Origin of the sequence: Nonomuraea montanisoli (genome assembly GCF_013363975.1) — a bacterium.
GTDB lineage: Bacteria > Actinomycetota > Actinomycetes > Streptosporangiales > Streptosporangiaceae > Nonomuraea > Nonomuraea montanisoli.
The window spans coordinates 571,543-593,373 of sequence record NZ_JABWGN010000003.1 but is presented as its reverse complement, the minus strand read 5'-3'; the positions used below and the strand labels follow the sequence as shown (position 1 = coordinate 593,373).

Below are 21,831 nucleotides of genomic sequence, written 5' to 3'. Positions count from 1 at the left end.
GAGGTGAGACGACATGGTCAGGACGGGAAGGCCCCCGCAGGATCCGGCGAGCAGGCTGGAGCGGGCGCACCGGATCCTCGACGCCGCCGCGGAGCTGATCCTGCGCTGGGGCTACGACAAGACGACGATCGACGACGTGGCCCGCGGCGCGGGCGTCGCCAAGGGCACGATCTACCTGCACTGGAAGACGCGGGAGGCGCTGTTCGCCGCGCTGCTGCGCCGCGACCGGGTGGACATGCTGCAGGAGGTGGCCGCCGCCGCGCCCGCGACGCTGCGCGAGCTGGTCCGCGAGCTCGCCGCCGGCCTGCTGCGCCGGCCGCTGATGACGGCGCTGATGACGGGCGACTCCGAGGTGCTGGGCAAGCTCGTACGGCAGAAGCGGCTCGGCACGGCCGACGCCTCCCAGGCCCTGGCCGGGCAGATGGCCGCGTTCGAGGACTACCTGGCGGTGCTCGGCCGGCACGGCGCGCTGCGTCCCGGCCCGACGCCGGGGGAGCGGATCTCCGTGCTGAGCGCCGTGCTCTACGGGTTCCTCATGACGCGGGGCATGCTGCCGCCTGGGTCCGAGCCCGCGGAGGAGCGGCTGCCCGACCTGATCGCCGAGACCGTGGACCTGGCCATCGGCTCGGGGACGCCCCTGGACGAGGAGGGGGCGAGCGCCGTGCGGCAGGCCACCGCCGGCTACGTCGCCGGCATGCGCGAGATCGCGCTGACCAAGCTGGCGGCGTCCCTCGACATCCCCCAAGAAGACCTCGTGGCGCCGGCGGGCGCAGAGGGGAGCCGGGCATGAAGGCCGTGCTGCCGTTCGACGACGAGGGCGCCGACCTGGAGACGGTCGGCGGCAAGGGCGCCTCGCTGGCGCGGCTGAGCCGCGCCGGGCTGCCCGTGCCCGGCGGGTTCCACGTCACCACGGCCGCCTACCGGGAGTTCACCGCGGGCTTCCGCGAGCAGGTCGCCGAGGCCGCCGGACGCCGCGACGCCGCCCGCGTCGCCGAGCTGTTCGCGCGGCACGAGATGCCGCCCGGCCTGGCCGCCGAGATCCGCGCCGCCTACGACGCGCTCGGCGACGGGCGGGCCGTCGTCGCCGTCCGCTCGTCCGCCACCGCCGAGGACCTGCCGGACATGTCGTTCGCCGGCCAGCAGGACACCTATCTCGGCGTCGAGCGCGACGGGCTGCTCGACGCGGTCAGGCGCTGCTGGGCGTCGCTGTGGAACGAGCGCGCCGTCGCCTACCGGGAGCACAACGGCGTGCCGCACGAGGACGTGGCGCTGGCCGTGGTGGTGCAGGAACTCGTCGACGCCGACGCGGCGGGCGTCATGTTCACCGCCGACCCCGTCACCGGCGCCCGCGACCGTACCGTCGTCAACGCCTCCTGGGGGCTCGGCGAGGCCGTCGTCGGCGGCCAGGTCACCCCCGACACGGTCGTCGTGTCGGGCGGCGCCGTCACCGAGACCCGGATCGGCGACAAGGCCGTGATGACCGTGCGCGTCCCCGGCGGCACCCGGGAGCAGCCCGTGCCCGCCGAACTGCGCCGGCGTCCGGTGCTGGACGACCGGCAGGCCGTACGGCTGGCGGAGCTGGGGGCCCGGATCCAGGAGCTGTACGGCACGCCGATGGACGTGGAGTGGGCCCGCCGCGACGGCGAGCTGTTCGTTCTCCAGGCGCGGCCCGTCACGAACCTCGCCCCCGAGGTCGAGGAGTGGAACGACAGCCTCAAGGGCGGCGACCTGTGGACCGCAGGCAACCTGGGCGAGGCCATCCCCGACGTGATGACGCCCGCCACCTGGTCGTTCGTGCGGCTGTTCATCCACGAGGCGATGCACGCCTCGACGCTGCCCGGCTTCGATCTGGTCGGCAACATCGGCGGCCGCTTCTACATGAACCTCAGCGTGACCTTCTCCATCGCCCGGGCCCTCGGCATGGGGAGCCGGCTCGGCGCCGTGGAGCAGGTCTTCGGCAAGCTGCCGCCCGGCCTCGACGTGCCGCTGCTGTCCACCTCGCGCTGGGAGATCATCAGACGGACGCTGCCCATGGCGCTGAGCCTGCGCCGCCGCGTGCGCGACAACCTCACGGGCATGCCCGCGTTCCTCGCCACCTCCCGGCGGCGGTGCGAGGAGCTGCGCGCCCGGATCGCCGCCACCGCGACCGGCCCCGAGCTGGCCGCGCTCTGGGCGGACGAGATCGAGCCGCACGTCGTCACCGCCTGCCGCATGCTGGAGGCGGCCGGCCGCCAGGGCGGCGCGACGCTCGTGTGGACCCGCGACAGGCTGCGCCGCATGGTGGGCGAGGTGGAGGCCGAGGCCATGCTGACCGGCGCGGGCGCCGACGGCGAGCTGGCCAGCCTCGGGCCGGTCACCGGCCTGGCCCGGCTGGCCGCCGGCGAGATCGACCGCGACACCTGGGCCAGGACCTACGGGCACCGCGGGCCGCACGAGTTCGAGGTGTCGATGCCGCGGCCCGGCGAGGACCCGGCCTGGATCGACGCGGCGCTGGCCGGCCTGCGCGACGCCACCGCCGGCACGCGGGCGCTGCTCGAACGCCAGGGCGAGGCCCGCGACGCCGCCTGGGAGCGCTTCGCCCGCCGCTACCCGCGCCGGGTGGCGAGGATGCGGGAGCGGGTCCGCCGCTGGAACCGGGTGGTGCGCGACCGTGAGGCCACGCGCTCCGAGGTCATGCGGGCGTTCTGGGTGCTGCGCGCGTTCGTGGTGCGCGCCGGCGAGCTGACCGGGCACGGCGACGACCTGTTCTTCCTCCACCTGGAGGAGATCCTCGCCGTGCTGCGCGGCTCGTCCGGGCCGCTCGGCCGCGTCCCGGTGCGTCGCGCCACGTACGAGCGGTACGCCGCGCTGCCGCCGTACCCGGCGCTGATCGTCGGCCCGTTCGACCCGGTGCGCTGGGCGGCGGACCCGGACCGGCGCGCCGACGTGTACGACGCGCGCGGCGCGTCCGCGCCCGCCGCCGACACCGTGACCGGTTTCCCCGGCGCGCCGGGCGTCGTGGAGGGCGTGGTGCGGGTGCTGTCCGGCCCCGAGGACGGCGAGCGGCTGCGGGCCGGCGAGATCCTGGTCACGACGCTGACGAACGTGGGGTGGACGCCCATGTTCCCGCGGGCGGCGGCCGTCGTGACCGACATGGGGGCGCCGCTGTCGCACGCCTCGATCGTGGCCAGGGAGCTCGGCATCCCGGCCGTGGTGGGCACCGGCAACGCCACCATGCGGCTGCGCGACGGCGACCGCGTCCGCGTGGACGGGGAGCGGGGGACCGTCGAGCTGCTGCCCTGATCCCCACCGGACGGGGATCTTCCGAATACGGGCGGAACGCAGACCGGGGCGTGCGGCGGCGGCCGGTACGGTACGAGGCATGCGCGCCGATGGGACGGCACCGGCGATCGCCGCCGCGCTGGTGGCACTGGCCACCGCGTGCGGCGGCGCGAGCCCGCCCGCCCGCGAGGCCGCCACGCCGCCCGGCACGCGCTCCCCGGGCGCGCGGGCGCCGCTCACCGAGCCGCAGGGCGAGCGGGCGACGCCCACCGGGCCCGAGGGCGAGCGGGCCGCGAAGCCGCTGGCCGGGAAGGTCGTTGTGATCGACCCCGGCCACAACGGCGGCAACGCCGCCCACCCCGCCCAGATCAACCGCCAGGTCGACATCATCACCGGGCGCAAGCCGTGCAACACCACCGGCACCAGCACCGACGCCGGATACCCGGAGCACGCCTTCACCTGGGACGTCGCCCGCCGCCTGCGCCCGCTGCTCCAGGCCGAGGGCGCCAAGGTGGTGCTCACCCGGCCGGACGACAAGGGCGTCGGCCCGTGCGTCACCGAGCGGGCCGCCATCGGCAACAAGGCCAGGGCCGACGCCGTCCTGTCCGTCCACGGCGACGGGGCCGTCTCCTCCGGCCACGGCTTCCACGTGATCCTGCCCGGCCTCGTCGCCGGCCACAACGACGCCATCATCCGGCCGTCCCGGCGGCTGGGGCTCGACGTGCGCGACGACTTCCACCGTCTCACCGGGCTGCCGTTCGCCACCTACACCGCCAGGAACGGCCTGTCGGTCCGCACCGACCTGGGCGGCCTCAACCTGTCGGCGCGGCCCGCGGTGTTCATCGAGTGCGGCAACATGCGCAACCGCGGCGACGCCGGCAAGATGTCCGACCCGCGCTTCCGGCAGCGCATGGCCGCGGCGCTCGCGGCCGGGATCACCCGCTACCTCAAGGGATGAGCGGGGCCCTTTCCGCCGCCCCGAGGGCGCCGTTTCGCCCTCGGCCGGGTGAACGCCGGCCGCAGCCGCTCGCACTCCTCCAGCGCCCTCTCGCAGGCCGCCAGCTCGGCGTCGGTGTGGGCGAGCAGGTAGACCGAGCGCGTCCGCGGCTCCGGCGGGCCCGACAGGTGACCCACGATGGCGTTGACCATCGTGCGGACCGTGGCCTCGATCGGAGCGCCGCCCGTGCCGGCCCCGAGGATCGGCAGCAGCACCGACCCCGCCCCGCGCTCGCCGTCGCGGACCTCCCCGGCCCGCGTCAGGGCGTTGCGCACGCAGGCGGCCAGGTTGCCGACCTGGCCGTATCCGGCGCCCGTGCCGTGCACGGCCGCCGCGTGGACCACGCCCATGACGCCGTACCGCTCGGCCAGCCCGTGGGCGCCCGTGACGACCGCCGTCCCGGGCTCCACCGACGGCTGGCCGCCGAGCCGCTCGCGCAGCTCGTCGGCCACCAGGTCCTCCACGACCCGGCCGGTCACCGGGTCGCGCCGGGCGCCCTCGTACCGGATGATCGCCGAGATGGAGGTCTCGTGGAACCGGCACATCTGCATGTCCGTGTTCTCCGAGTTGACCCAGACGTCCACGCCCTTGACGCCGCGCAGGTCGCCGGTGATCACGACGAGCCGCCGGTCGGGGGCGCCGTCCAGGACGTACTCGTACGTCCTGGTCTCCTCGATGGGCGAGGGCAGCCGCAGCCGCGCCCGCAGCTCCTCGGCCTCCCGCGTGCGCCCGGCCAGCTCCGCGCGCAGCCGGTCCACCGTGGCGGCGGCCCGGGAGGTCCGCGTGCCGTACCACCACAGGAACACGAACAGCGCCACCGCGCCGGTCGCGGTGGCGCCCTTGACCCCGGCCGAGAACTCGCTCTGCGGGAAGAAGGAGAAGATCAGCAGCACCGGGAACAGCGAGATCAGCAGCCAGGACACCACGTAGGCCCGCTCGGAGCCGCCCCCGTCGCCGCGCCGCGAGCGCCAGGCGTAGGCGCCGAGACCCACGAGAAGGCTGAACACCGCCGTGGCGAGAACCACCGGCTCCGCTTTCATCTGCGCCTCCCACCCGGATATCGGAACGGCACTATCCGGTTTTTGCGGACCGTACGAGTAAACGCCCGCGCGACGGAAACAGCGATTCACTTTAATCCCGGCGGGATGCCGGTATCCATTCATCCGCGGTCCGGTTACCATCGGTATTTGCTCATGCTTTCGGGCTCACGGGAGTGTTTCTCGATGAATTCCGGCGCGGCGCGGCCAGGGCGTGAGTGGCCCGCCACGCTCGACGTCGACGGGCTCGTCGCGGACGGCTGGCGTCCCCGCCCCTTCCAGCAGTTCCTGCTCAAGATGCACAGCAGGTGCAACCTCGCCTGCGACTACTGCTACGTCTACACGCTGGGCGACCAGAGCTGGCGCTCCCAGCCGATGGTCATGTCGTCCGCCGTCGTGGCCGCCGCCGCCCGCCGCATCGCCGAGCACGCCCGCGCCCACGGGCTCCGCTCCGTCCGGGTCATCCTGCACGGCGGCGAGCCGCTGCTGGCCGGGTACGCGCACCTGGCCGACACGATCCGCGTCATCCGCGCCGAGGCGGCCCCCGACGTGCGCGTGGACGCGGCCGTCCAGACCAACGCCGTGCTGCTCGACGAGAGGGCGCTGAGCGCCTTCCGCGAGCTGGACCTCAAGGTCGGCGTCAGCCTCGACGGCAGCCCGCGCGCCCACGACCGCAACCGCCGCCACGCCGACGGGCGCGGCACCCACGCCGCCGTCGCCGCCGCCCTGCGCCTGCTGACCCGCCCCGCCTACCGGCACCTGTACGCGGGGCTGCTCTGCACGATCGACCTGGCCAACGACCCCCTGGAGACGTACGAGTCGCTCATCGCGTTCGACCCGCCCGTGATCGACCTGCTGCTGCCGCACGGCACCTGGGAGTCGCCCCCGCCGGAGCGCACCCCCGACCAGAGCCGCGCCCCCTACGGCGACTGGCTGATCGCGATCTTCGACCGCTGGTACGGCTCCGACCGGGACGAGACGGTGGTCAGGCTGTTCCACGAGATCATCCGGCTGCTCCTCGGCGGCGCGTCGGCCAGCGAGGCCGTGGGGCTGACGCCGGCGACCCTGGTGGTGGTCGAGACCGACGGGACCGTCGAGCAGACCGACTCCCTCAAGGCCGTCGGCCACGGCGCCGCCGCGACGGGGCTGAACATCGCCGACCACCCGTTCGACGAGGCGCTGCGGCACCCGGGCATGGTGGCGCGGCAGCTCGGCTGGGCCGCGCTGGGCGAGGAGTGCCGGGCGTGCCGGTTCGGGCGGGTGTGCGGGGCGGGGCTCTATCCGCACCGCTACCGGGCGGGGACCGGGTTCCGCAACCCGTCGGTGTACTGCGCGGACCTGTACCGGCTGATCGGGCACATCCGCTCCCGCGTCGTCGCCGACCTGCGGCGACCGCCCGCGTCCGCCGAGAAGGCGTGACGGCGGATCGGGGGACGCGATGGGGGGCCGCACCGTCCGCGGGCTTCTCACAGGGGCGGCGGGTCGAAATCCATGTTCGCGCGCCCGCGCTCCAGGATCTCCCTGCGGTGGTCGGAGGTGCGCTGGTCGCGGTGCAGGCGGGCGCGCATCGCGGCGTCCAGGCGGCCGGCCTCCTCCTCCCGGCCCAGGGCCCGCAGGTCGAGGACGAGATTGTGGGTGGCGGAGAAGGTGATGTAGTGGTCCTCGTCGAAGTGCCGCGGCAGGTCGCGCACGACCTCCCGGCCGCGCCGCTCGGCGGCGGCGTGGTCGCCCAGCGCGGCCAGGTCGCTGGCGAGGTTGATGGTGCAGCTCAGCGTGTAGTCGTGGTGGGGCCCGAGGCCGGCGTGCAGCGCCTCGCGCACCTCCTCGTTGACGGCCAGGGCCTCGTCCGGCCGATCGCGCAGCCGGTAGAGCAGCGCGAGGTTGAGCCGGCAGCCGAGCGTGTAGGGATGACCCGGCCCGTAGATCTCGGCGTACCGGGGGACGGTGTCCCGCGTCATGCGGAACGCCTCCTCCAGCTCGCCCAGCCGTCTCAGGGCGTTGGCCAGGTTGACGGCGGCGGCCAGCGTGTCGGGGTTGCGCGGGCCGAACAGCGTGCGCAGCCGTGAGTGCGTGAGCTCCGCAAGCTCCCGCGCCTCGCCGAGGCGTCCCGCCATCCGCAGGGCGATGGACAGGTCCTTGCCCGCCTTCAGCGTGAGCGGGTGGTCCGGGCTCAGCTCGATGCGCCCGTAGTCGTACGCCTCCGCGCCGATGTCGCAGGCGTCGGAGAAGTCGCCGCACAGCCGCACCACGCGCGCCAGACCGGTCATCGTGTTGAGGATGTCCCACCGGCTCGCCCCGCCGGCGCCGCTGGTCTGCTCCAGGTAGGCGTGCTCGTGCGCCTTCCGCGCGGCCGGGTAGTCACTGGTGAGGGCGTAGTCGAGCGCCAGGTTGCCGATCACGCGCAGCGTGCGGGGGTCGTCCCGGCCGAACACCTTCTCGTGGAGCTCCCTGGAGGCGGTGTCGCCCTCGGCGGCCTTGGTGAACTCGCCCCGGGCCCGCAGGTTGGCGCCGAAGGTGTTGAAGACGCCCAGCGTCTCCTCGTCCTCGGCGCCGAGCGTCTCGCGCATGAGCGCCAGCGTCCGCTCGTTCAGGGTGTAGGACGCGTCGTACTCGCCGAGCTGCCAGAGCACGTTGCCCAGGTGCCGGCGCACCTTGAGCACGTCGGGGTCGCCGGGGCCGGAGTTCTCCGTCCACTTCTCCAGCAGCTCCTCGGCGATCTCCCGCGCGGTGCGGTAGTCGCCCCGCCGGTAGAGGTAGCGGATGACCCTGATGGCGAACCCCCGGACCGCGTCGTCCTCGCAGTCGGCGACCAGGGACGGCCGCAGGTGGCCGACCAGCTCGGCCCAGCGGGGCCAGGTCGTGTCGTCGTCGGGGTCGTGCGGGGCGCCGTTGGCCAGCAGCCGGTGGACGACGTGCCGGGTCCGCGCCTGCTCCTCGGGTTCGAGGTCGTCGCGCAGCAGGGCCTGGATCAGCCGGTGGACCTGGAGCGTCCTGCTGTCGGAGTCGATGCGGGCCAGGGCGAAGCGGTTGAGCTCGCCGATCGACTTGCTGAGCTCGATGGGGCTGGACAGCAGCTCGCCGAGCCGGGGCGGCAGCGCTCCGCGGCCCGGCCGGAACACGTCGCGGGGGATGGGCTCGGGGCCGAAGAAGGCGCAGCAGCGCAGGATGTCGATGGCCTCGGGACGGCGCGCCTCCAGGTGGGTCACCGACAGCCGCCAGGCGGCCGTCATGGACGTCGGGTACTCCGTCGGCCGGCCGAGGGCCAGCAGCTCGCGCGTGTTCTCCCCGAGCTGGTCGAGGTAGTCCTCCACCGAGATCGCCGTCTGGGCCATCAGCAGGCTCGCCTGCTCCAGCGCGAGCGGGAGGTCGCCGAGCGCGTCGGCGACCCGGTCGGCGTCGCGGGGGGCGATCCTGGGCAGGCGCTTGGTCAGGAACTCGACGCTCTCCTCGCGGGCGAAGACGTTGACCGACACGGTCTCGGCCGCGGTGTCCCAGCGGGTGTTGCGCGAGGTGATGAGGACGTGGCCGTTGGCGGGGATGTAGCCCTTGACGGACTCGGGCTGGTCGGCGTTGTCGAAGACCAGCAGCCACCGGTTGTACGGGTCGCCGCGCTCCAGCGCCTCGCGGACCGCCTCGGCCGACTCGTCCACGCCCACCGTGTCGGCGTGGGCGACGCCGAGGCGCGGCGCGAGCGCCGCCAGCGCCGGCGGCACCAGCGCCTTCTGGTCGGCGGTGATCCACCAGACGACGTCGTAGTCGCCCCGGTAGCGCCAGCAGTACTCGATGGCGAGCTGCGTCTTGCCCACGCCGCCGAGACCGTGCAGCGCCTGCGGGAGGGGGACGACGGCGGTCACCTCGCCGATGCCCCGGCGGATCTGCGCGAGCAGCTCGCCCCGGCCGGTGAAGTTGCGGTTTCGGGGCGGCACCTTGCCCCAGACCTCGGGAGCGCGTTCCGGTGTCGTGTGATCGCCCACCGAGACCATCTGGAACCTCCCGGGGTCTGGAAGATTATTTTCCGATACCGCGATCCTAAAGGTTGAACAGCGCGGCGTCGCGTCACAGAATCGCATATGGCGATGGGACGATCGCAAGGGTGGGATCATCTCCATTCACCGGTCACATATCGCGAGATAAGGGCGACCGAATACGGCGCCCGGACCGTCCGCAGGGAGAAATGCATGAGTGAAGAGTCGTCCGGAGCGGCTGTTCTCATCGAGGTCCCGGATCTGCCCTTCGAGGATCTTCCGGGCTTCGGCAACCCCAGGCTGATGCGCGCGCTCGAACAGCGCCGCGCGAGGAGCGAGGAAGCGGTCGCCGCGTTCAACTCCGCCGTGTGAGCGGAGGCGGCTCCCGGGCGAGTGATGGCGGAGATCGAGTGGCGGGACGGTGAATGGGATCGGCTGGTCGATCAGTTGATCAAGGGTGACTGCGTGCCTTTCGTGGGGGCCGGCGCCAGCGCCGGCGTCCTCCCGGACGCCAGAAGCCTGAGCCGGCGGCTGGCGGAGAAGTACAAGTACCCCTACGACCGGCCGGACGACCTGACCGAGGTGACGGACTACCTCGTGTGGTGGTTCGGAGGGGACGTTCCGTACGTGAAGTCGCTGATCTGTGAGGAGTTCCGGGCGGGGGCGGAGGGCATGGGCGCGGGGCTGGAGCCGTACGCGCTGCTGGCGGAGCTTCCCCTGCCGATCTTCATCACCACGAATTACGATGATTTCTTACTAAAAGCACTCGCCCGGGCCCACAAAAAGCCAAATATCGCTATTTGTCCGTGGCATGACCAGATCGACCACAGCCAGGAACTGCTCAGCAGCGAGGCGGGCTGGAACCCGCGCCCCGATTCGCCGCTGATCTACCACCTGCACGGCAGCATGCGCCAGCCGCAGTCGATCGTGCTGACCAACGACGATTACGAGGAGTTCATCACCAGCCTGGTGGCCGATCGCGACATCATTCCGCCCGTCATCCGCGCGGCCCTGACGACGCGATCACTGCTGTTCATCGGTTACGGAATGCGCGACATGACCTTCCGGACCATCTTCAACGGCCTGCAGCGGGTGTTGCCGGGAATGGTCCGGCGCCGGCACGTGAGCGTTCAGCTTCCGCCGCTGGGACACCGGCCTGAAGGGGGCTCCGGTCCCTCCATGATGCAATATCAGGCGGCTCGCTTCGACAAATGGCGCATTTCCATCTACTGGGGGACAATCGACGAATTCACGGGGGAGCTTAGGCGGCGATTGGGACGACATGATGACACCCCGCAGCAGAGCTGAGCAGCAGGGAGGGCCGTACGTGGGGCCGCGCGCGTTCCGGCCCGAGGACCGTCACGTCTTCTTCGGGCGGGCGCGGGAGGCGCGCGAGCTGGCCGACCACTGGCAGGCCAACTCGCTGACCTTCCTGAGCGGACCCGCCGGCGCGGGGAAGACCTCGCTGCTCCAGGCCGGCGTCATGCCGCTCCTCGATCCGGACGTCGTGGACGCCCTCGCCGCCGGAGGCGTCTCCGCCGGCGCGCGTGTCCCGGTCGTGCTGCGGGGCGGGTCCAACCCCTACGTCTTCGCCGTGCTCTCGTCCTGGCTGCCGTACGAGGATCCGTCCCGGTTGTCCGACGTGACGATCCCCGGCTTCCTGGCCCGGCGCCGCGTCCGCCGCGACCAGTACGGCGACCCGATGCCCACGCTGATCGCCGTCGACCGCGCCGAGGACCTGCTGGCCCCCGGTCGCGATCCGGCGGCCGGCGAGGAGTTCCTCGCCCAGCTCGCCGCGGCCCTGGAAGGCGATCGTGACCTCCGCGCGCTCGTCGTGGTCCGCGAGGACGGCCTGCCCACGTTGCGGAACCGGCGCGAGAAGGTCTTCCGGCAGGCGGCCGAGTACGCCGTCGAGGCCCTCGAACCGGCGGCGGCGGAGGCCGCCGTCCGCGGCCCCGCGCAGGCCGCCGGACGCCGCTTCGCCAAGGGCGCGGCGGAGCGGCTGGTCGAGGACCTGCTGACCGTCCGGCGGATCACCCCGCTGGGCGACGAGATCGAGGAGCGGCTGCCCCTCGTCGAGCCGTTGCAGCTCCAGGTGGTGTGCTCCGCGCTGTGGAGCGCGCTGCCTGCGGACGCCGCCGTCGTCACCACCGATCACGTACGCGAACTCGGAGACGCCGGGCGTTGCCTGGCCGACTTCTACGACACCGTGATCGAGGAGGTGGCCCGCGAGACCTACGACGGTGACACGGAGCGGCTGCGGGCGCGGCTGCGCGAGGTGTTCGTCGACGAGAAGGGCGGCCGCAAGGACGTGGTGGCCGGACCGGCGGAGAGCACCGGGCTGCCGGACGCGGTCGTCAGGGCGCTGGCCGGGCGGCACGTGCTGCGGCTGGAGGAACGGCCGCAGGGCGGCAGCCGCTGGCGGCTCTCCCACGACCACCTCGTCCGGGCGCTGACGCGGGGCCTGGAGAGCCGGGCGGCGGCCGGGCCGACGGACCCGGCCGAGTACCGGCGGCTGGCCGAGCGCGCCCTGGGTGACGGCGACCTGGAGCGCGCCCGGGCCTACGCGCGGACGGCCCTGCGGCACTGCGGGCCGGACAAGCGGCAGCGGGCGGACGTGGAACAACTCCTGGCGGACATCGCCTACCGCGACGACGATCTCGACGCCGCCGTGGACCACTACGGGCGGGCCTCCGTCCTGCTCCAGTCCCTGCCCGGCGCGGAGGGCCAGGTCGCCGGGGTGCTGACGGCCATCAGCCAGATCAAGATGGCGCAGGGACGGTTCGAGTCGGCGCTGCGCGACCTCGGGGCCGCGGCCCTGCGGCGCCCCGGTGACGCGGGCGTCCAGGTGGAGCTCGCCTGGGTGATGTGGTGCTCCGGGCACGCGAACGGCGCCGTGGACCTGCTCGACGCCGTGCTGGCCGAGGAGGGGGACGAGCGGCGGGCGCTGCGGGCGCGCGGGGAGATCATGGCGGACCTGGGCCGGCCCGCACGGGCGTTGCGCGACCTCAGGCGGCTGGACTGGGGCTACTCGCCGTCCGCCCGGTCGGCGTACGCGCTGGCCCTGGCACTGGACGGGCGCGTGGACGAGGCGCTGGACCTCGCACCGCCGATCGAGCACGAGACGAGCGTGATCGTGCTGCTGCGGGTGGCCCGGATCCGCGCGGCGGCGGGGCGGCGGGCCGAGGCCGCCGACCTCGCCGGCCGTGCCCTCGCGGAGGGCGTGCGACCGCCCCTTCCCCGGCCGCTGGTCGAGGTGGCCGAACGCCTGTTCCGGGGCTGAATCCCCTGGCTAAATCAGCGATCCCGGAATCGACAAAGCTTGCTCTGCATTAGCATTCAGCGGTGAGTCCTGACCCGTTACCGCCGGGACCCGACGAAACTCGCTCCATGGTTCCTGCCGGTATGAAGGGCAAGGTGAGGAGACGAGGACCGTTGGCGGTTCTTGTCGCTTATCCCGGTTTCCGGCGGCTTTGGCTGGGTTCGGCCGTTTCCATGGCCGGCACCCGGGCGCTCGGCGTGGTCTATCCGCTGCTCGCCGTCCTGGACGGGCGCTCTGTCGTGTGGGCGGGATGGGTGGTGTTCGCCTGGACGGTGCCCACGTTGCTCTACATCCCGGCGGGCGCTCTGGTCGATCGCTGGGACCCTCGGCTGGTGCTGCGGTGGAGCGAGGTGATGCGGGGCGTGGCGATCGCCAGTGTCGCCCTGGCCCTCGCGTGGGGATGCCTCGGTATCGGGCACCTGCTCGCCGTCGCGTTCGTCGAGGCCGCTTTCTCGGTTTTCTCTTCCCTCGCAGAAACCGCCCTTATTTCGGCGATAGTCCGCAAAAGGGATATTGGGAATGCGATGGCCGTCCATGAGAGCAGTGTGCACATCGCGGTGCTCACCGGACGTCCTCTCGGCGGCCTGTTGTTCGGCTGGGCGCCGGCCGTCCCGCTCGCGGCCAACCTGCTGATGATCGGCGGCTTCCTCGTGGCTCTGCGGGGGCTCGGGTCGTCGTTCACCTCGCGCGACCGGGCGCCGCTGATCGAGGAGATCCGGCGCGGGATCACGGTCATGCGGAGTCACGCCTTCCTCCAGGTCGCCACCTGGATGACCGCCGCCACGAACATGATCTTCCAGGCGCTCGTCATCGTGTTCATCGCCTCGGGCGTGGACCACGGCACCTCGCCGCTCGTCACCGGACTGGTCCTGGCCGCGAGCGGGGTGGGCGGGCTCATCGGCTCCCTCGTCGCGCCGCGGCGCGGCCGGATCGCCTCGTGGCTCGGCGGCAGGACGGCCCGCCGGCCGATCGTCGGCAAGGTCACCGACCACGCCGGGCTGACCCGCCGTGGCCGCTCCACGCTGGTCCTGCACGCCTGGCTGTGGGTGCTGTCGCTCACGCTGATCGCCTTCACCGACACGCCGGCCTTCTTCGCGGCCGGCCTGGTCGTCATGGGGGCGGCGGGCGGGCTCAGCAACGTGACGATCAAGACGGCGACGGGCCGGAGCCATCCCGATCTCATCGCCCGCGTCACCGGCTTCTCCCGGCTGGTGAGCTACGGGGCGTCCGCGGTCGGCCCGCTGTTCGGCAGCGTCCTGCTCATGGTCCTCGGCGTCCATCTGACCGTGTTCGCGCTGCTGGGGCTCACGCTGCTGATCGCGTCGCTCGTCACGTGGGTGCGCCGCCTGCGCCGCAGCCTGTCTCCCCGCTGGGAGGCCGGGCCCGGGCACGCGGGAGCCACGCGGCCGCCGGCGTCCCGTGGGGCCGCCAAGGACGCCGTGTACGAGCCGCAGCAGGTCACCGTCTGAGAGCCGCGACCGCGCCCGATAGCCTGGCCGCGCCCTGGACACGTACGAGGGAGAGGCCCCGATGGCTCCGAACATCGCGACCGCGCGCCGCGTCGACCTGCCCGAACTGCTGGAGTTCCTGCGCCCCCGGCACCACGGGCTGCTGGCCACCACCCGCGCCGACGGACGGCCCCAGCTCTCGCCCGTGAGCTGCGGCGTGGACGGCGAGGGCCGGATCGTGGTGTCCACCTATCCGGAGCGCGCCAAGGCCCGCAACGCGCGGCGCGACGAGCGGACGTCCATCTGCGTGCTGTCCGACGACTGGAACGGCCCGTACGTGCAGGTGGACGGGCGGGCCGAGGTGCTGGACATGCCCGAGGCGCTGGACGCGCTGGTCGACTACTACCGGTGCATCGCGGGTGAGCACCCCGACTGGGACGAGTACCGGGCGGCGATGAGGCGGCAGGACAAGTCGCTCATCCGGCTGCACATCGAGCGCTGGGGGCCGATCTCGACGGGCGGGTTCCCGGGGCGGCTGGTCGCGGACGACTGACCCGGCGACGCGTCACGGCCGCCGCCCGCCTGAGGAGAGCGGGCGGCGGAAAGGCGGGGCAGGGCGGAGCGGGTCAGCCGGCGGCGATGTCGTTGGCCGCCACGTACCCGAACGTCATGGCGGGCCCCAGGGTCGAGCCCGCCCCCGCGTAGCTGTGCCCCATGACGGCGCCACTCGCGTTGCCCGCCGCGTACAGGCCCGCGATGACGGACCCGTCGGCCCGCAGCACCCGCGCCCGCGCGTCCGTCCGCATGCCGCCCTTGGTGCCCAGGTCACCGGGGACGATCTTGAACGCGTAGAACGGCGGCAGCCACAGCGGTGCCAGGCACGGGTTCGGCCGGACGAACGGGTCGGCGTAGTAGCGGTCGTAGATGCTGTCGCCGCGGTGGAAGTCGGCGTCGCTGCCCGTGAGCGCGAACCCGTTGAACCGGCTGACCGTCGCGCGCAGCGCCGCCTGCGGGACGCCGATCTTCTGGGCGAGCAGCTCGACGGTCGCCGCCTTGAACACGGCCCCGCTGTCGTACCAGGAGTCCGGGAACGGCAGCAGCGGCGCGATGTCCTTGAACAGGTACTTGTTGCGGTAGTTCTGGTCCACGATCAGCCAGGCCGGGATGTGCGGGGACGACGGCGTGTTGCGGTCGTACATGACGTGCACGACGTCGCTGTACGGCGCGCCCTCGTTGACGAAGCGCTCGCCCTTGCCGTTGACCAGGATGCAGCCGGGCAGGGTCCGCTCGGCCAGGCAGAAGTACGGCTCGCCGGGCAGCGGGATCGCCGGGCCCCACCAGGAGTCCTCCATCAGGTCGAGCGCGGCGCCGGCGCGCTCGCCGGCCCGGATGCCGTCGCCGGTGTTGGACGCCGCGCCGACGGTCCAGTCGGTGCCGATGGGCTGGCGCTGGAACTCCGCGCGCATCGCGGCGCTGTGCTCGAACCCGCCCGAGCCGACGATGACGCCGCGGCGGGCCTTGACCAGCGTCTGCGTGCCCTCGCGGGTGACGAGCACGCCGGTGGCGCGGCCGTTGTCGATGCGCAGGTCCACGAGCGGGGTGTCGAGCCAGACCGGGACGCCGGCCTGGAGCAGCCCGGCGCGCAGCCCGCCGGCCAGGGCCTGGCCCATGGTGAGGGGCTTCTCGCCGCGCAGCGCGGCGGCGGTGCCGCGGGCCAGGCAAGCGGCGCTGACCTCCAGCCCCTTGGGGTTGACGGCGGCCAGCGTCAGCCACTTGTAGTCGGCGCTGAAGACGACCAGGCCGGCCGGGGTGGGGATGTAGGAGGGGTTGAGGCGGGCCAGCTCGGCGCCGAGGACGCGGCCGTCGAGCTGGTCGGGCTCGACGGATCGGCCGTTCGGCATGCCGCCGGGGAACTCGGGATAGTAGTCGGAGTACCCCTCCATGAAGCGGAAGCGCAGCGGGCTGTTGCGCATGACGAACGAGATCATGGCCGGGCCGTTGGCCAGGAACGCCTGCTGCCGCGCGGCGGGCACCGTGTCGCCCACGACCCGGGCGAGGTAGGCGGCGGCCTTGGCCGGGGTGTCGGGCACGCCGGCGGCCAGGATGACCTCGTTGTTCGGGATCCAGATGCCGGCGCCGGAGCGCGCGGCGGATCCGCCGAAGACGGGCGCCTTCTCCACGACGACCACGCTGAGGCCGCGCTTGACGGCGGTCAGCGCGGCGGTCATGCCGGCGGCGCCGGCTCCCACGACCACGACGTCGTACTCCGCCTCCGCGTGGGCGGGGGAGGGGCGGCCGAGGGCGGCGCCGGCGACCAGCGCGCCGCCGGCCAGGGCGGCGCCCCGGAGCAGGGTGCGGCGGCTGGGCCCGGGGACCGCCGGAGGCTCGGGGGTGATGGGCTGGGGGGTGGGGTCCGTGCTGGACTCGGGCATGCTGGATCCGATCCCTTCCAGGTGCGTACGCCGCGACGGCGGAGAGCTCGCCGGCGGCAGCCGGAGGAACAACCGCGATGGCACCTCGCGCCCGGTGCGAACGCTACGGACGAGCTGGGGATGTGGCCCCCGTCACAGCATGAAGCATGCGCTTGGTTGGTTCCGCTGTCAACACGAAGCGCGTGCGGTCCCCGGTGACACGTCCGCCGCTCCGGGCGTCCGACAATGGGACATGCGCAAATACGTGATCATGGGTGTGCAGGGGAGCGGCAAGGGCACCCAGAGCAAGCTGCTCGCCGACGACCTCGACCTCACCCACATCAACGTCGGCGACATCTTCCGGTGGCACGTCAAACAGCACACCAAGCTCGGCGCCCAGGTCCGCCGCATCGTGGCCGCGGGCGAGCTGGTCGGCGACGACCTGGTCGAGGACGTGGTCCGCGAACGCCTCCAGCAGCACGACTGGAACTACGGGTTCGTCGTCGACGGGTTCCCCCGCAACCGGCGGCAGGCGGAGTTCTTCCTGGAGAGCTACGACATCGACGGCGTGATCCACCTCGACCTGCCCGACGAGGAGGTGCGGCGGCGCGTGCTGGCCCGGCGCCTGTGCTCCCGCTGCGGCATGGACTACAACCTCATCGCCCACCGTCCCGAGGTCGAGGGCCGCTGCGACGTGTGCGGCGGCGAGCTGGTCGCCCGCGAGGACGACACGCCGGAGGCGCTGGCCCGGCGGCTGCGCGACTACCACGACAAGACCGACCCGGTGCTGGAGCTGTTCCGCGGCAAGGAGTACGTCACGACCGTGGACGCCCGGGGCGAGAAGGCCGCCATCCAGCGCACCGTACGCGAGCGCCTCGGCCTGCCTCCGTACCAGCCCTGATCAGGGGGCCGCTGGGGCGGCGCGTGACAGGACCACCTTGAGCGCGCCCGTCGCCCGCGGGTCGGCGAACGCCGCGTAGGCGGCGTCCATGCCGTCCGGCGCGTCGAGCGCGAAGCGGTGCGTGACGAACGCCTCCGGGTCGAGCCGTCCCGCCGCGACCATGGCCAGCAGGTCGGGCGTGGAGAAGGTGTCCACGAGCCCCGTGGTGATGGTGACGTTCCGGATCCACAGCTCCTCCAGGTGGAGGGTCGCGGGCGCGCCGTGCACGCCGACGTTGGCGACGTGACCGCCCGGGCGCACCAGGCGCGCGCACAGCTCGAACGTCTCCGGCACGCCCACGGCCTCGACCGCGACGTCCGCCCCCAGCCCGTCGGTGAGCGCGGCCACCGCGGCGGCCGCGTCCTCGCCGGGGCCCACCAGGACGTCCGCGCCGAGCCGCCGCGCCGCCTCCAGCCGCGCCGGGGCCAGGTCCACCGCCACGATGTGCCCCGGCGTGAACAGCCGCGCCGTCATGACGACGGCCAGGCCGATCGGCCCGGCGCCGACGACGACGACCGTGTCGCCGGGCCGTACCCGGCCGTTGAGCACGCCCACCTCGTACGCCGTCGGCAGGATGTCGGCGAGCATGAGCGCCGCCTCGTCGGAGACCGTCTCGGGCAGCCGGTGGACCGAGGTGTCGGCGAACGGCACCCGCACGTACTCCGCCTGCGTCCCGTCCACCAGGTGGCCGAGGATCCAGCCGCCGCCGCCCAGGCACTGGCCGTACGAGCCGGTCCGGCAGTAGCGGCACCGGCCGCACGCGGAGATGCACGACACGAGCACGCGGTCGCCCGCCCTGAGCGTGGAGACCCCGTCGCCCGTGGCCGTCACCGTGCCGACCGCCTCGTGGCCGAGCACCCGGCCCGGCTTCACCTCCGGCACGTCGCCCTTGAGGATGTGCAGGTCCGTGCCGCAGATCGTGACCGCGTCCACGCGCACCACCGCGTCCGACGGCTCGGCGACGGACGGGTCCGGGACCTCCTCCCAGGAGCGCCTCCCGGGGCCGTGGTAGACGAGCGCCTTCATCGGGCCACCTTCCCTTCGTCCTCCTCTCCCACGCTCGTCCCGCCGCGGGGCGGGCCGCCAGGGACGAAGGTCCCGGCGCGCCGGTGGCCTTCGCCTCCGGGCAGCCCGGGGCGCGCGCCCGGGGGCGTCAGCGGACTTCGGCGGGGCCGCCCAACTCCGCGACGTCCCGGGCGGCGTCGCCCAGGAGCTTGTCGGCCAGGTCCATCAGGGCCCGGCCCGCGGCCAGCTCGTCCCCGATCTCGGGGACCGGACGGTCCGCCGGGTTGCGCCGGGCCAGCCCCACGCTCTCGTGCCATGGCGTGCCGGTCGCCGACAGGACGGCGCGCGCGAGCGTCCGCTCGTCGCCCTCGTCCTCGCTGATGTAGATCTGTACGGTCCATTGCTTGGCGTTCATCGCCGCCTCCTCGCCTCTCGCCGGGCGTTCCCCCTCCCTGCGAGGCGTGCCCGGCGGGGGCCCGTCGAATCACCCCTGGTCAAGACGCCGATGCCCGGGTACGGCCGCGCGATCGCCCCTCGGGATGCCGTTCGGCCCGGGCGGTCGGGACCAAGGGCCCTGCCGCCCGGCCACGTGCCCGCGATGCGATGGGGATGGACAGGGAGGCAGATCATGATCATCGTAGGTGTCGACGGCTCCGCGCCCGCGCGCGCCGCCGTCGAGTGGGCGGCGGACGACGCCCTGCGGATGCACCAGCCGCTGCGCATCGTGCACGCCGTGGACCGCTCGCCGTACCAGATCGCGAAGTTCCCCACCGCCGAGTGGCCCGACGCGCTCATCCGCGGCGGCGAGAAGGCCCTGGCCGAGGCGCTCGCCGTGGCGCACGAGCGCCAGCCGTCCGTCGAGGCGACCACGCGGCTGCTCGAAGGCACGCCCGCGCAGGTCCTCCAGGACGAGGGGCGGGACGCCACGGAGATCGTCGTCGGCAGCCGCGGGCTCGGCGGGTTCGCCGGCGCGCTGCTCGGCTCGGTCAGCGGCCACGTCGCGGGCCAGGCCCCCTGCCCCGTCGTCGTGGTGCGCGGCGAGACGGGTCGGCGGCACGACCTCATCACGGTCGGCGTGGACGACTCGCCCGCGTGCGAGCCCGCCCTGCCGTACGCCTTCGAGCAGGCCAGGCTGCGCGGCAGCGCGATCCGCGCCGTCTACGCCTGGAACATGCCCGTGTACGCGTTCGCGCCCGGCCCCCACGACATGGACGCCATCCGCCAGGCCGCGTGCGAGGTCATCGACGAGCACCTCGAACGGTACAAGAAGGAATACCCGCAGGTCAGCGTCACCGAAGAGGTCCGTGCGGCGCACCCGGTGGACGCCCTGCGCCGGGCGTCGGCCGAGAGCGACCTCCTGGTGATCGGCTCCCACGGGCACGGCGCGCTGGCGTCGGTGTTCGTCGGCTCGGTGCGCCGCGGCGTCCTGCACCACGCGCAGTGTCCCGTGGCGGTCGTGCGCGCCCGCTGAAGGTCCCAGGTCCGCTCGGAACCAGGACCAAAGGCACAAAGAGGCGGGACGTCGGCCGGTGACGCAGGAGCGGCCCCGCGAAGCATCGTCAGACGCGAAAGCGAGGTGGCATCCATGTCCATCACCGTGAAGGACGTCATGGGCCGTATGGCCATCGCCGTCCGGGAGGACGCGCCGTTCTCCGACATCCTCACCGCCATGAGACTCGGCGCCGTGGGCGCGGTCACCGTGATCGACGCCGACCGGCGGCCGGTGGGCATCGTGTCGGAGGACGACCTGCTGCTCAAGGAGGCCGGCGACGGACGGAGCGGCATTCCCCTGTTCGGGGCCCGCCGCCGGCGGCGGGAGCACGAGAAGGCGGCCGGGGTGACGGCGGCGCAGCTCATGACCGCGCCCGCCGTCACGGTCACCCCCGGGACGCCGGTGCGCGACGCGGCCCGGTCGATGCGCGACAGGCGGATCAAGCAGCTCCCCGTCATCGACCCGGTGACCGGCCGCGTGATCGGCACGCTTCACCAGCGGGACGTGCTGCGGGTCTTCACCCGGCCGGCGGCCGAACTGGAGGCCGACGTGCTGGCCGCGCTGCCGGACCCCGCGGACACCGGCGGGGACCTCTCCGTCGAGGTGGACCGGGGCGTGGTGACGATCCGGGGCCGCGCGGGCTCCGTGTCGCAGGCCGCCGCGACGGCCGAGGCGCTGCGCGCGGTGGACGGCGTCGTGGACGTCGTCTCGAAGCTGGACGTCGCCCCGGAGGACCGGCTCATCGTGCCGCCGCTGCTGTAGGACTCTCCCGCGCTCCGATGCCAGGCGGCGCCGCGGCCGTGAACCGGCCCGCCCGCAGGGCACTCGGCCACCTCGCCGGCGGCGAGACCACCACGAGGCCCACTCCCAAGGGTCTCGCCGCCGGGCTCCTTCCCGCCGCGCCCGCGACTTCCGGGGCGCCTCGTCTCGATCACCTCAGATGCCTGACCCGGACGACGCCGGGCACGGTACGGGCCAGCACGTCGGCGACGTGCTCGGCGAGCACGTCGCCGGGCCCGGAGGCCCGGATGGCTCCGGACGTTCCGGGGGAGAGGGGCGGTTCGGGGGCCGGGCGCAGCTCGGCGACGCCGTCGCGCACGGCCACCTCCCAGAACGGGCCGTGCGGGTAGTGCTCGCGCAACGCGGCCGCCACCTCCGCCCGCAGCTCCTCGTCGGGACGGGCCAGCATGCGCATCAGGTCGCGGCGGCTGACCATGCCGACCACGCGGTGGCCGGCCAGCACGGGCAGGCTCTTGACCTGCTTGCCGACCATGAGGTCGATGGCGGCGGTCACGTCGGCCGTCTCGCTGACCGTGACCACCGCGTGGGTCATGACCTGCCACACGAGCGCCGGCGGCGGGCCCTGCCCGCCGGGCACGGGGCGGGCGCTGGCGCGCGGGTCCGGCTGGAACTCGCCGCGCAGCAGATCCAGCTCGGACACCACGCCCACCAGCCGCCCGGCGTCGTCCAGGACGGGGGCGGCGGTGATGTCGTGCTCGTACAGCACGCGGACGGCCTGGCGGATCGACGTGGTGCGGCCGACCGTCACGACCGGGCCCGACATGACCTCCCGGACCAGCATGGCTCCCCACCCTTCTCGCCGGCGGCGCACCCGTCACAACCCGGCCCGCGTCGCGCCCGAAGGGACCAAGGTCCCGGCGACCCCGGCCCCTGATCTTCAGCGCGCACGCGGCGGGGCGATGGGCCGTCACCTCCGCCTGAGGCTTGATTACCCTCCTGAGCTGCGAAGACCCCCCTTCTTCCGGACGACTCCGACACCGGCCGGCAGAGCGGACGGGCGCGCCGGTGTCGTGGTCCTCCCGCGCGAGGGTGCACGGTGTCAGACCAAAGTCCCGGCGGGGAGGGGCTGGAAGGTCCCGGCGTACGGGACCTTACGGCTCTGCCCGGGAAGCGCCCGGTCCGATGTTCTGGAGACGTACAAGAGAACATCCT

18 protein-coding genes are annotated in these 21,831 nt (G+C 73.5%); 12 read left to right on the top strand and 6 right to left on the bottom strand.

What is annotated here, in order from left to right; all coding sequences use genetic code 11:
* Positions 1-13: 13 nt before the first annotated feature.
* From HTZ77_RS09570 to HTZ77_RS09560, 3 genes are all read left to right on the top strand, one after another.
* The gene (locus HTZ77_RS09570) at positions 14-790 is read left to right on the top strand and encodes a TetR/AcrR family transcriptional regulator (protein WP_175589110.1); all 777 of its coding nucleotides are present in this window, start codon (positions 14-16) and stop codon (positions 788-790) included.
* Complete coding sequence (locus HTZ77_RS09565) at positions 787-3,282, top strand: PEP/pyruvate-binding domain-containing protein (RefSeq protein ID WP_175589109.1); 2,496 nt, start codon at positions 787-789, stop codon at positions 3,280-3,282. The genes HTZ77_RS09570 and HTZ77_RS09565 overlap by 4 nt, the downstream gene beginning before the upstream one ends.
* A gap of 79 nt (positions 3,283-3,361) precedes the next feature.
* The gene (locus tag HTZ77_RS09560; protein WP_175589108.1) at positions 3,362-4,219 is read left to right on the top strand and encodes an N-acetylmuramoyl-L-alanine amidase; all 858 of its coding nucleotides are present in this window, start codon (positions 3,362-3,364) and stop codon (positions 4,217-4,219) included.
* On the opposite strand, the gene HTZ77_RS09555 is transcribed toward HTZ77_RS09560, so the two are convergent.
* Complete coding sequence (locus HTZ77_RS09555; protein WP_175589107.1) at positions 4,204-5,298, bottom strand: macro domain-containing protein; 1,095 nt, start codon at positions 5,296-5,298, stop codon at positions 4,204-4,206. The genes HTZ77_RS09560 and HTZ77_RS09555 overlap by 16 nt on opposite strands.
* Positions 5,299-5,481: 183 nt before the next feature.
* Between HTZ77_RS09555 and HTZ77_RS09550 the strand changes: the two genes are divergently transcribed.
* On the top strand, positions 5,482-6,714 hold the full coding sequence (locus tag HTZ77_RS09550) for an FxsB family cyclophane-forming radical SAM/SPASM peptide maturase (RefSeq protein ID WP_175589106.1): 1,233 nt from the start codon (positions 5,482-5,484) through the stop codon (positions 6,712-6,714).
* Between the two features lie 47 nt (positions 6,715-6,761).
* On the opposite strand, the gene fxsT is transcribed toward HTZ77_RS09550, so the two are convergent.
* A complete protein-coding gene (gene fxsT, locus HTZ77_RS09545) occupies positions 6,762-9,269 on the bottom strand; it encodes an FxSxx-COOH system tetratricopeptide repeat protein (RefSeq protein WP_175589105.1) in 2,508 nt (835 codons plus the stop codon).
* A gap of 204 nt (positions 9,270-9,473) precedes the next feature.
* Between fxsT and HTZ77_RS09540 the strand changes: the two genes are divergently transcribed.
* The 5 genes from HTZ77_RS09540 (at position 9,474) to HTZ77_RS09520 (ending at position 14,583) form a co-directional block, all read left to right on the top strand.
* Entirely contained in the window at positions 9,474-9,632 is a 159-nt protein-coding gene (locus tag HTZ77_RS09540; RefSeq protein WP_175589104.1) for a hypothetical protein, read from the top strand.
* Between the two features lie 24 nt (positions 9,633-9,656).
* Entirely contained in the window at positions 9,657-10,568 is a 912-nt protein-coding gene (locus HTZ77_RS09535; protein ID WP_175589103.1) for an SIR2 family NAD-dependent protein deacylase, read from the top strand.
* 19 nt (positions 10,569-10,587) lie between these two features.
* Entirely contained in the window at positions 10,588-12,543 is a 1,956-nt protein-coding gene (locus tag HTZ77_RS48115) for a tetratricopeptide repeat protein (protein WP_175589102.1), read from the top strand.
* Positions 12,544-12,650: 107 nt separating this feature from the next.
* Positions 12,651-14,051 carry an MFS transporter gene (locus tag HTZ77_RS09525; protein ID WP_328808502.1) on the top strand — a complete coding sequence of 467 codons (1,401 nt, stop codon included), beginning with the start codon at positions 12,651-12,653 and terminating at the stop codon, positions 14,049-14,051.
* Positions 14,052-14,112: 61 nt separating this feature from the next.
* The gene (locus HTZ77_RS09520) at positions 14,113-14,583 is read left to right on the top strand and encodes a PPOX class F420-dependent oxidoreductase (RefSeq protein ID WP_175589100.1); all 471 of its coding nucleotides are present in this window, start codon (positions 14,113-14,115) and stop codon (positions 14,581-14,583) included.
* 73 nt (positions 14,584-14,656) lie between these two features.
* Here HTZ77_RS09520 and kstD read toward each other — a convergent pair whose 3' ends face one another.
* Positions 14,657-16,462, bottom strand: coding sequence for a 3-oxosteroid 1-dehydrogenase (gene kstD, locus HTZ77_RS09515; protein WP_175589099.1), 1,806 nt, complete (start codon positions 16,460-16,462; stop codon positions 14,657-14,659).
* A gap of 232 nt (positions 16,463-16,694) precedes the next feature.
* On the opposite strand from kstD, the gene HTZ77_RS09510 reads away from it, so the two are divergent.
* Complete coding sequence (locus HTZ77_RS09510; protein ID WP_175589098.1) at positions 16,695-17,342, top strand: adenylate kinase family protein; 648 nt, start codon at positions 16,695-16,697, stop codon at positions 17,340-17,342.
* Here HTZ77_RS09510 and HTZ77_RS09505 read toward each other — a convergent pair whose 3' ends face one another.
* Both HTZ77_RS09505 and HTZ77_RS09500 read right to left on the bottom strand, forming a co-directional pair.
* Complete coding sequence (locus tag HTZ77_RS09505; RefSeq protein WP_175589097.1) at positions 17,343-18,407, bottom strand: zinc-dependent alcohol dehydrogenase family protein; 1,065 nt, start codon at positions 18,405-18,407, stop codon at positions 17,343-17,345.
* Between the two features lie 127 nt (positions 18,408-18,534).
* Positions 18,535-18,801 carry a DUF1876 domain-containing protein gene (locus HTZ77_RS09500; protein WP_175589096.1) on the bottom strand — a complete coding sequence of 89 codons (267 nt, stop codon included), beginning with the start codon at positions 18,799-18,801 and terminating at the stop codon, positions 18,535-18,537.
* Positions 18,802-19,014: 213 nt separating this feature from the next.
* Here HTZ77_RS09500 and HTZ77_RS09495 point away from each other — a divergent pair, with 213 nt between their 5' ends.
* Positions 19,015-19,857, top strand: coding sequence for a universal stress protein (locus HTZ77_RS09495; protein ID WP_175589095.1), 843 nt, complete (start codon positions 19,015-19,017; stop codon positions 19,855-19,857).
* 114 nt (positions 19,858-19,971) lie between these two features.
* Positions 19,972-20,640 carry a CBS domain-containing protein gene (locus HTZ77_RS09490; protein WP_175589094.1) on the top strand — a complete coding sequence of 223 codons (669 nt, stop codon included), beginning with the start codon at positions 19,972-19,974 and terminating at the stop codon, positions 20,638-20,640.
* 169 nt (positions 20,641-20,809) lie between these two features.
* Here HTZ77_RS09490 and HTZ77_RS09485 read toward each other — a convergent pair whose 3' ends face one another.
* A complete protein-coding gene (locus tag HTZ77_RS09485; RefSeq protein WP_175589093.1) occupies positions 20,810-21,460 on the bottom strand; it encodes a CBS domain-containing protein in 651 nt (216 codons plus the stop codon).
* Positions 21,461-21,831 lie beyond the last annotated feature (371 nt).

Excerpts from the sequence above, each read along its gene's own strand:
- HTZ77_RS09570 (WP_175589110.1), top strand. The coding sequence starts at position 14 with ATGGTCAGGACGGGAAGGCCCCCGCAGGATCCGGCGAGCAGGCTGGAG.
- HTZ77_RS09565 (WP_175589109.1), top strand. The coding sequence starts at position 787 with ATGAAGGCCGTGCTGCCGTTCGACGACGAGGGCGCCGACCTGGAGACG.
- HTZ77_RS09560 (WP_175589108.1), top strand. The coding sequence starts at position 3,362 with ATGCGCGCCGATGGGACGGCACCGGCGATCGCCGCCGCGCTGGTGGCA.
- HTZ77_RS09555 (WP_175589107.1), bottom strand. The coding sequence starts at position 5,298 with ATGAAAGCGGAGCCGGTGGTTCTCGCCACGGCGGTGTTCAGCCTTCTC.
- HTZ77_RS09550 (WP_175589106.1), top strand. The coding sequence starts at position 5,482 with ATGAATTCCGGCGCGGCGCGGCCAGGGCGTGAGTGGCCCGCCACGCTC.
- HTZ77_RS09540 (WP_175589104.1), top strand. The coding sequence starts at position 9,474 with ATGAGTGAAGAGTCGTCCGGAGCGGCTGTTCTCATCGAGGTCCCGGAT.
- HTZ77_RS09535 (WP_175589103.1), top strand. The coding sequence starts at position 9,657 with ATGGCGGAGATCGAGTGGCGGGACGGTGAATGGGATCGGCTGGTCGAT.
- HTZ77_RS09525 (WP_328808502.1), top strand. The coding sequence starts at position 12,651 with ATGGTTCCTGCCGGTATGAAGGGCAAGGTGAGGAGACGAGGACCGTTG.
- HTZ77_RS09520 (WP_175589100.1), top strand. The coding sequence starts at position 14,113 with ATGGCTCCGAACATCGCGACCGCGCGCCGCGTCGACCTGCCCGAACTG.
- kstD (WP_175589099.1), bottom strand. The coding sequence starts at position 16,462 with ATGCCCGAGTCCAGCACGGACCCCACCCCCCAGCCCATCACCCCCGAG.
- HTZ77_RS09510 (WP_175589098.1), top strand. The coding sequence starts at position 16,695 with ATGCGCAAATACGTGATCATGGGTGTGCAGGGGAGCGGCAAGGGCACC.
- HTZ77_RS09505 (WP_175589097.1), bottom strand. The coding sequence starts at position 18,407 with ATGAAGGCGCTCGTCTACCACGGCCCCGGGAGGCGCTCCTGGGAGGAG.
- HTZ77_RS09500 (WP_175589096.1), bottom strand. The coding sequence starts at position 18,801 with ATGAACGCCAAGCAATGGACCGTACAGATCTACATCAGCGAGGACGAG.
- HTZ77_RS09495 (WP_175589095.1), top strand. The coding sequence starts at position 19,015 with ATGATCATCGTAGGTGTCGACGGCTCCGCGCCCGCGCGCGCCGCCGTC.
- HTZ77_RS09490 (WP_175589094.1), top strand. The coding sequence starts at position 19,972 with ATGTCCATCACCGTGAAGGACGTCATGGGCCGTATGGCCATCGCCGTC.
- HTZ77_RS09485 (WP_175589093.1), bottom strand. The coding sequence starts at position 21,460 with ATGCTGGTCCGGGAGGTCATGTCGGGCCCGGTCGTGACGGTCGGCCGC.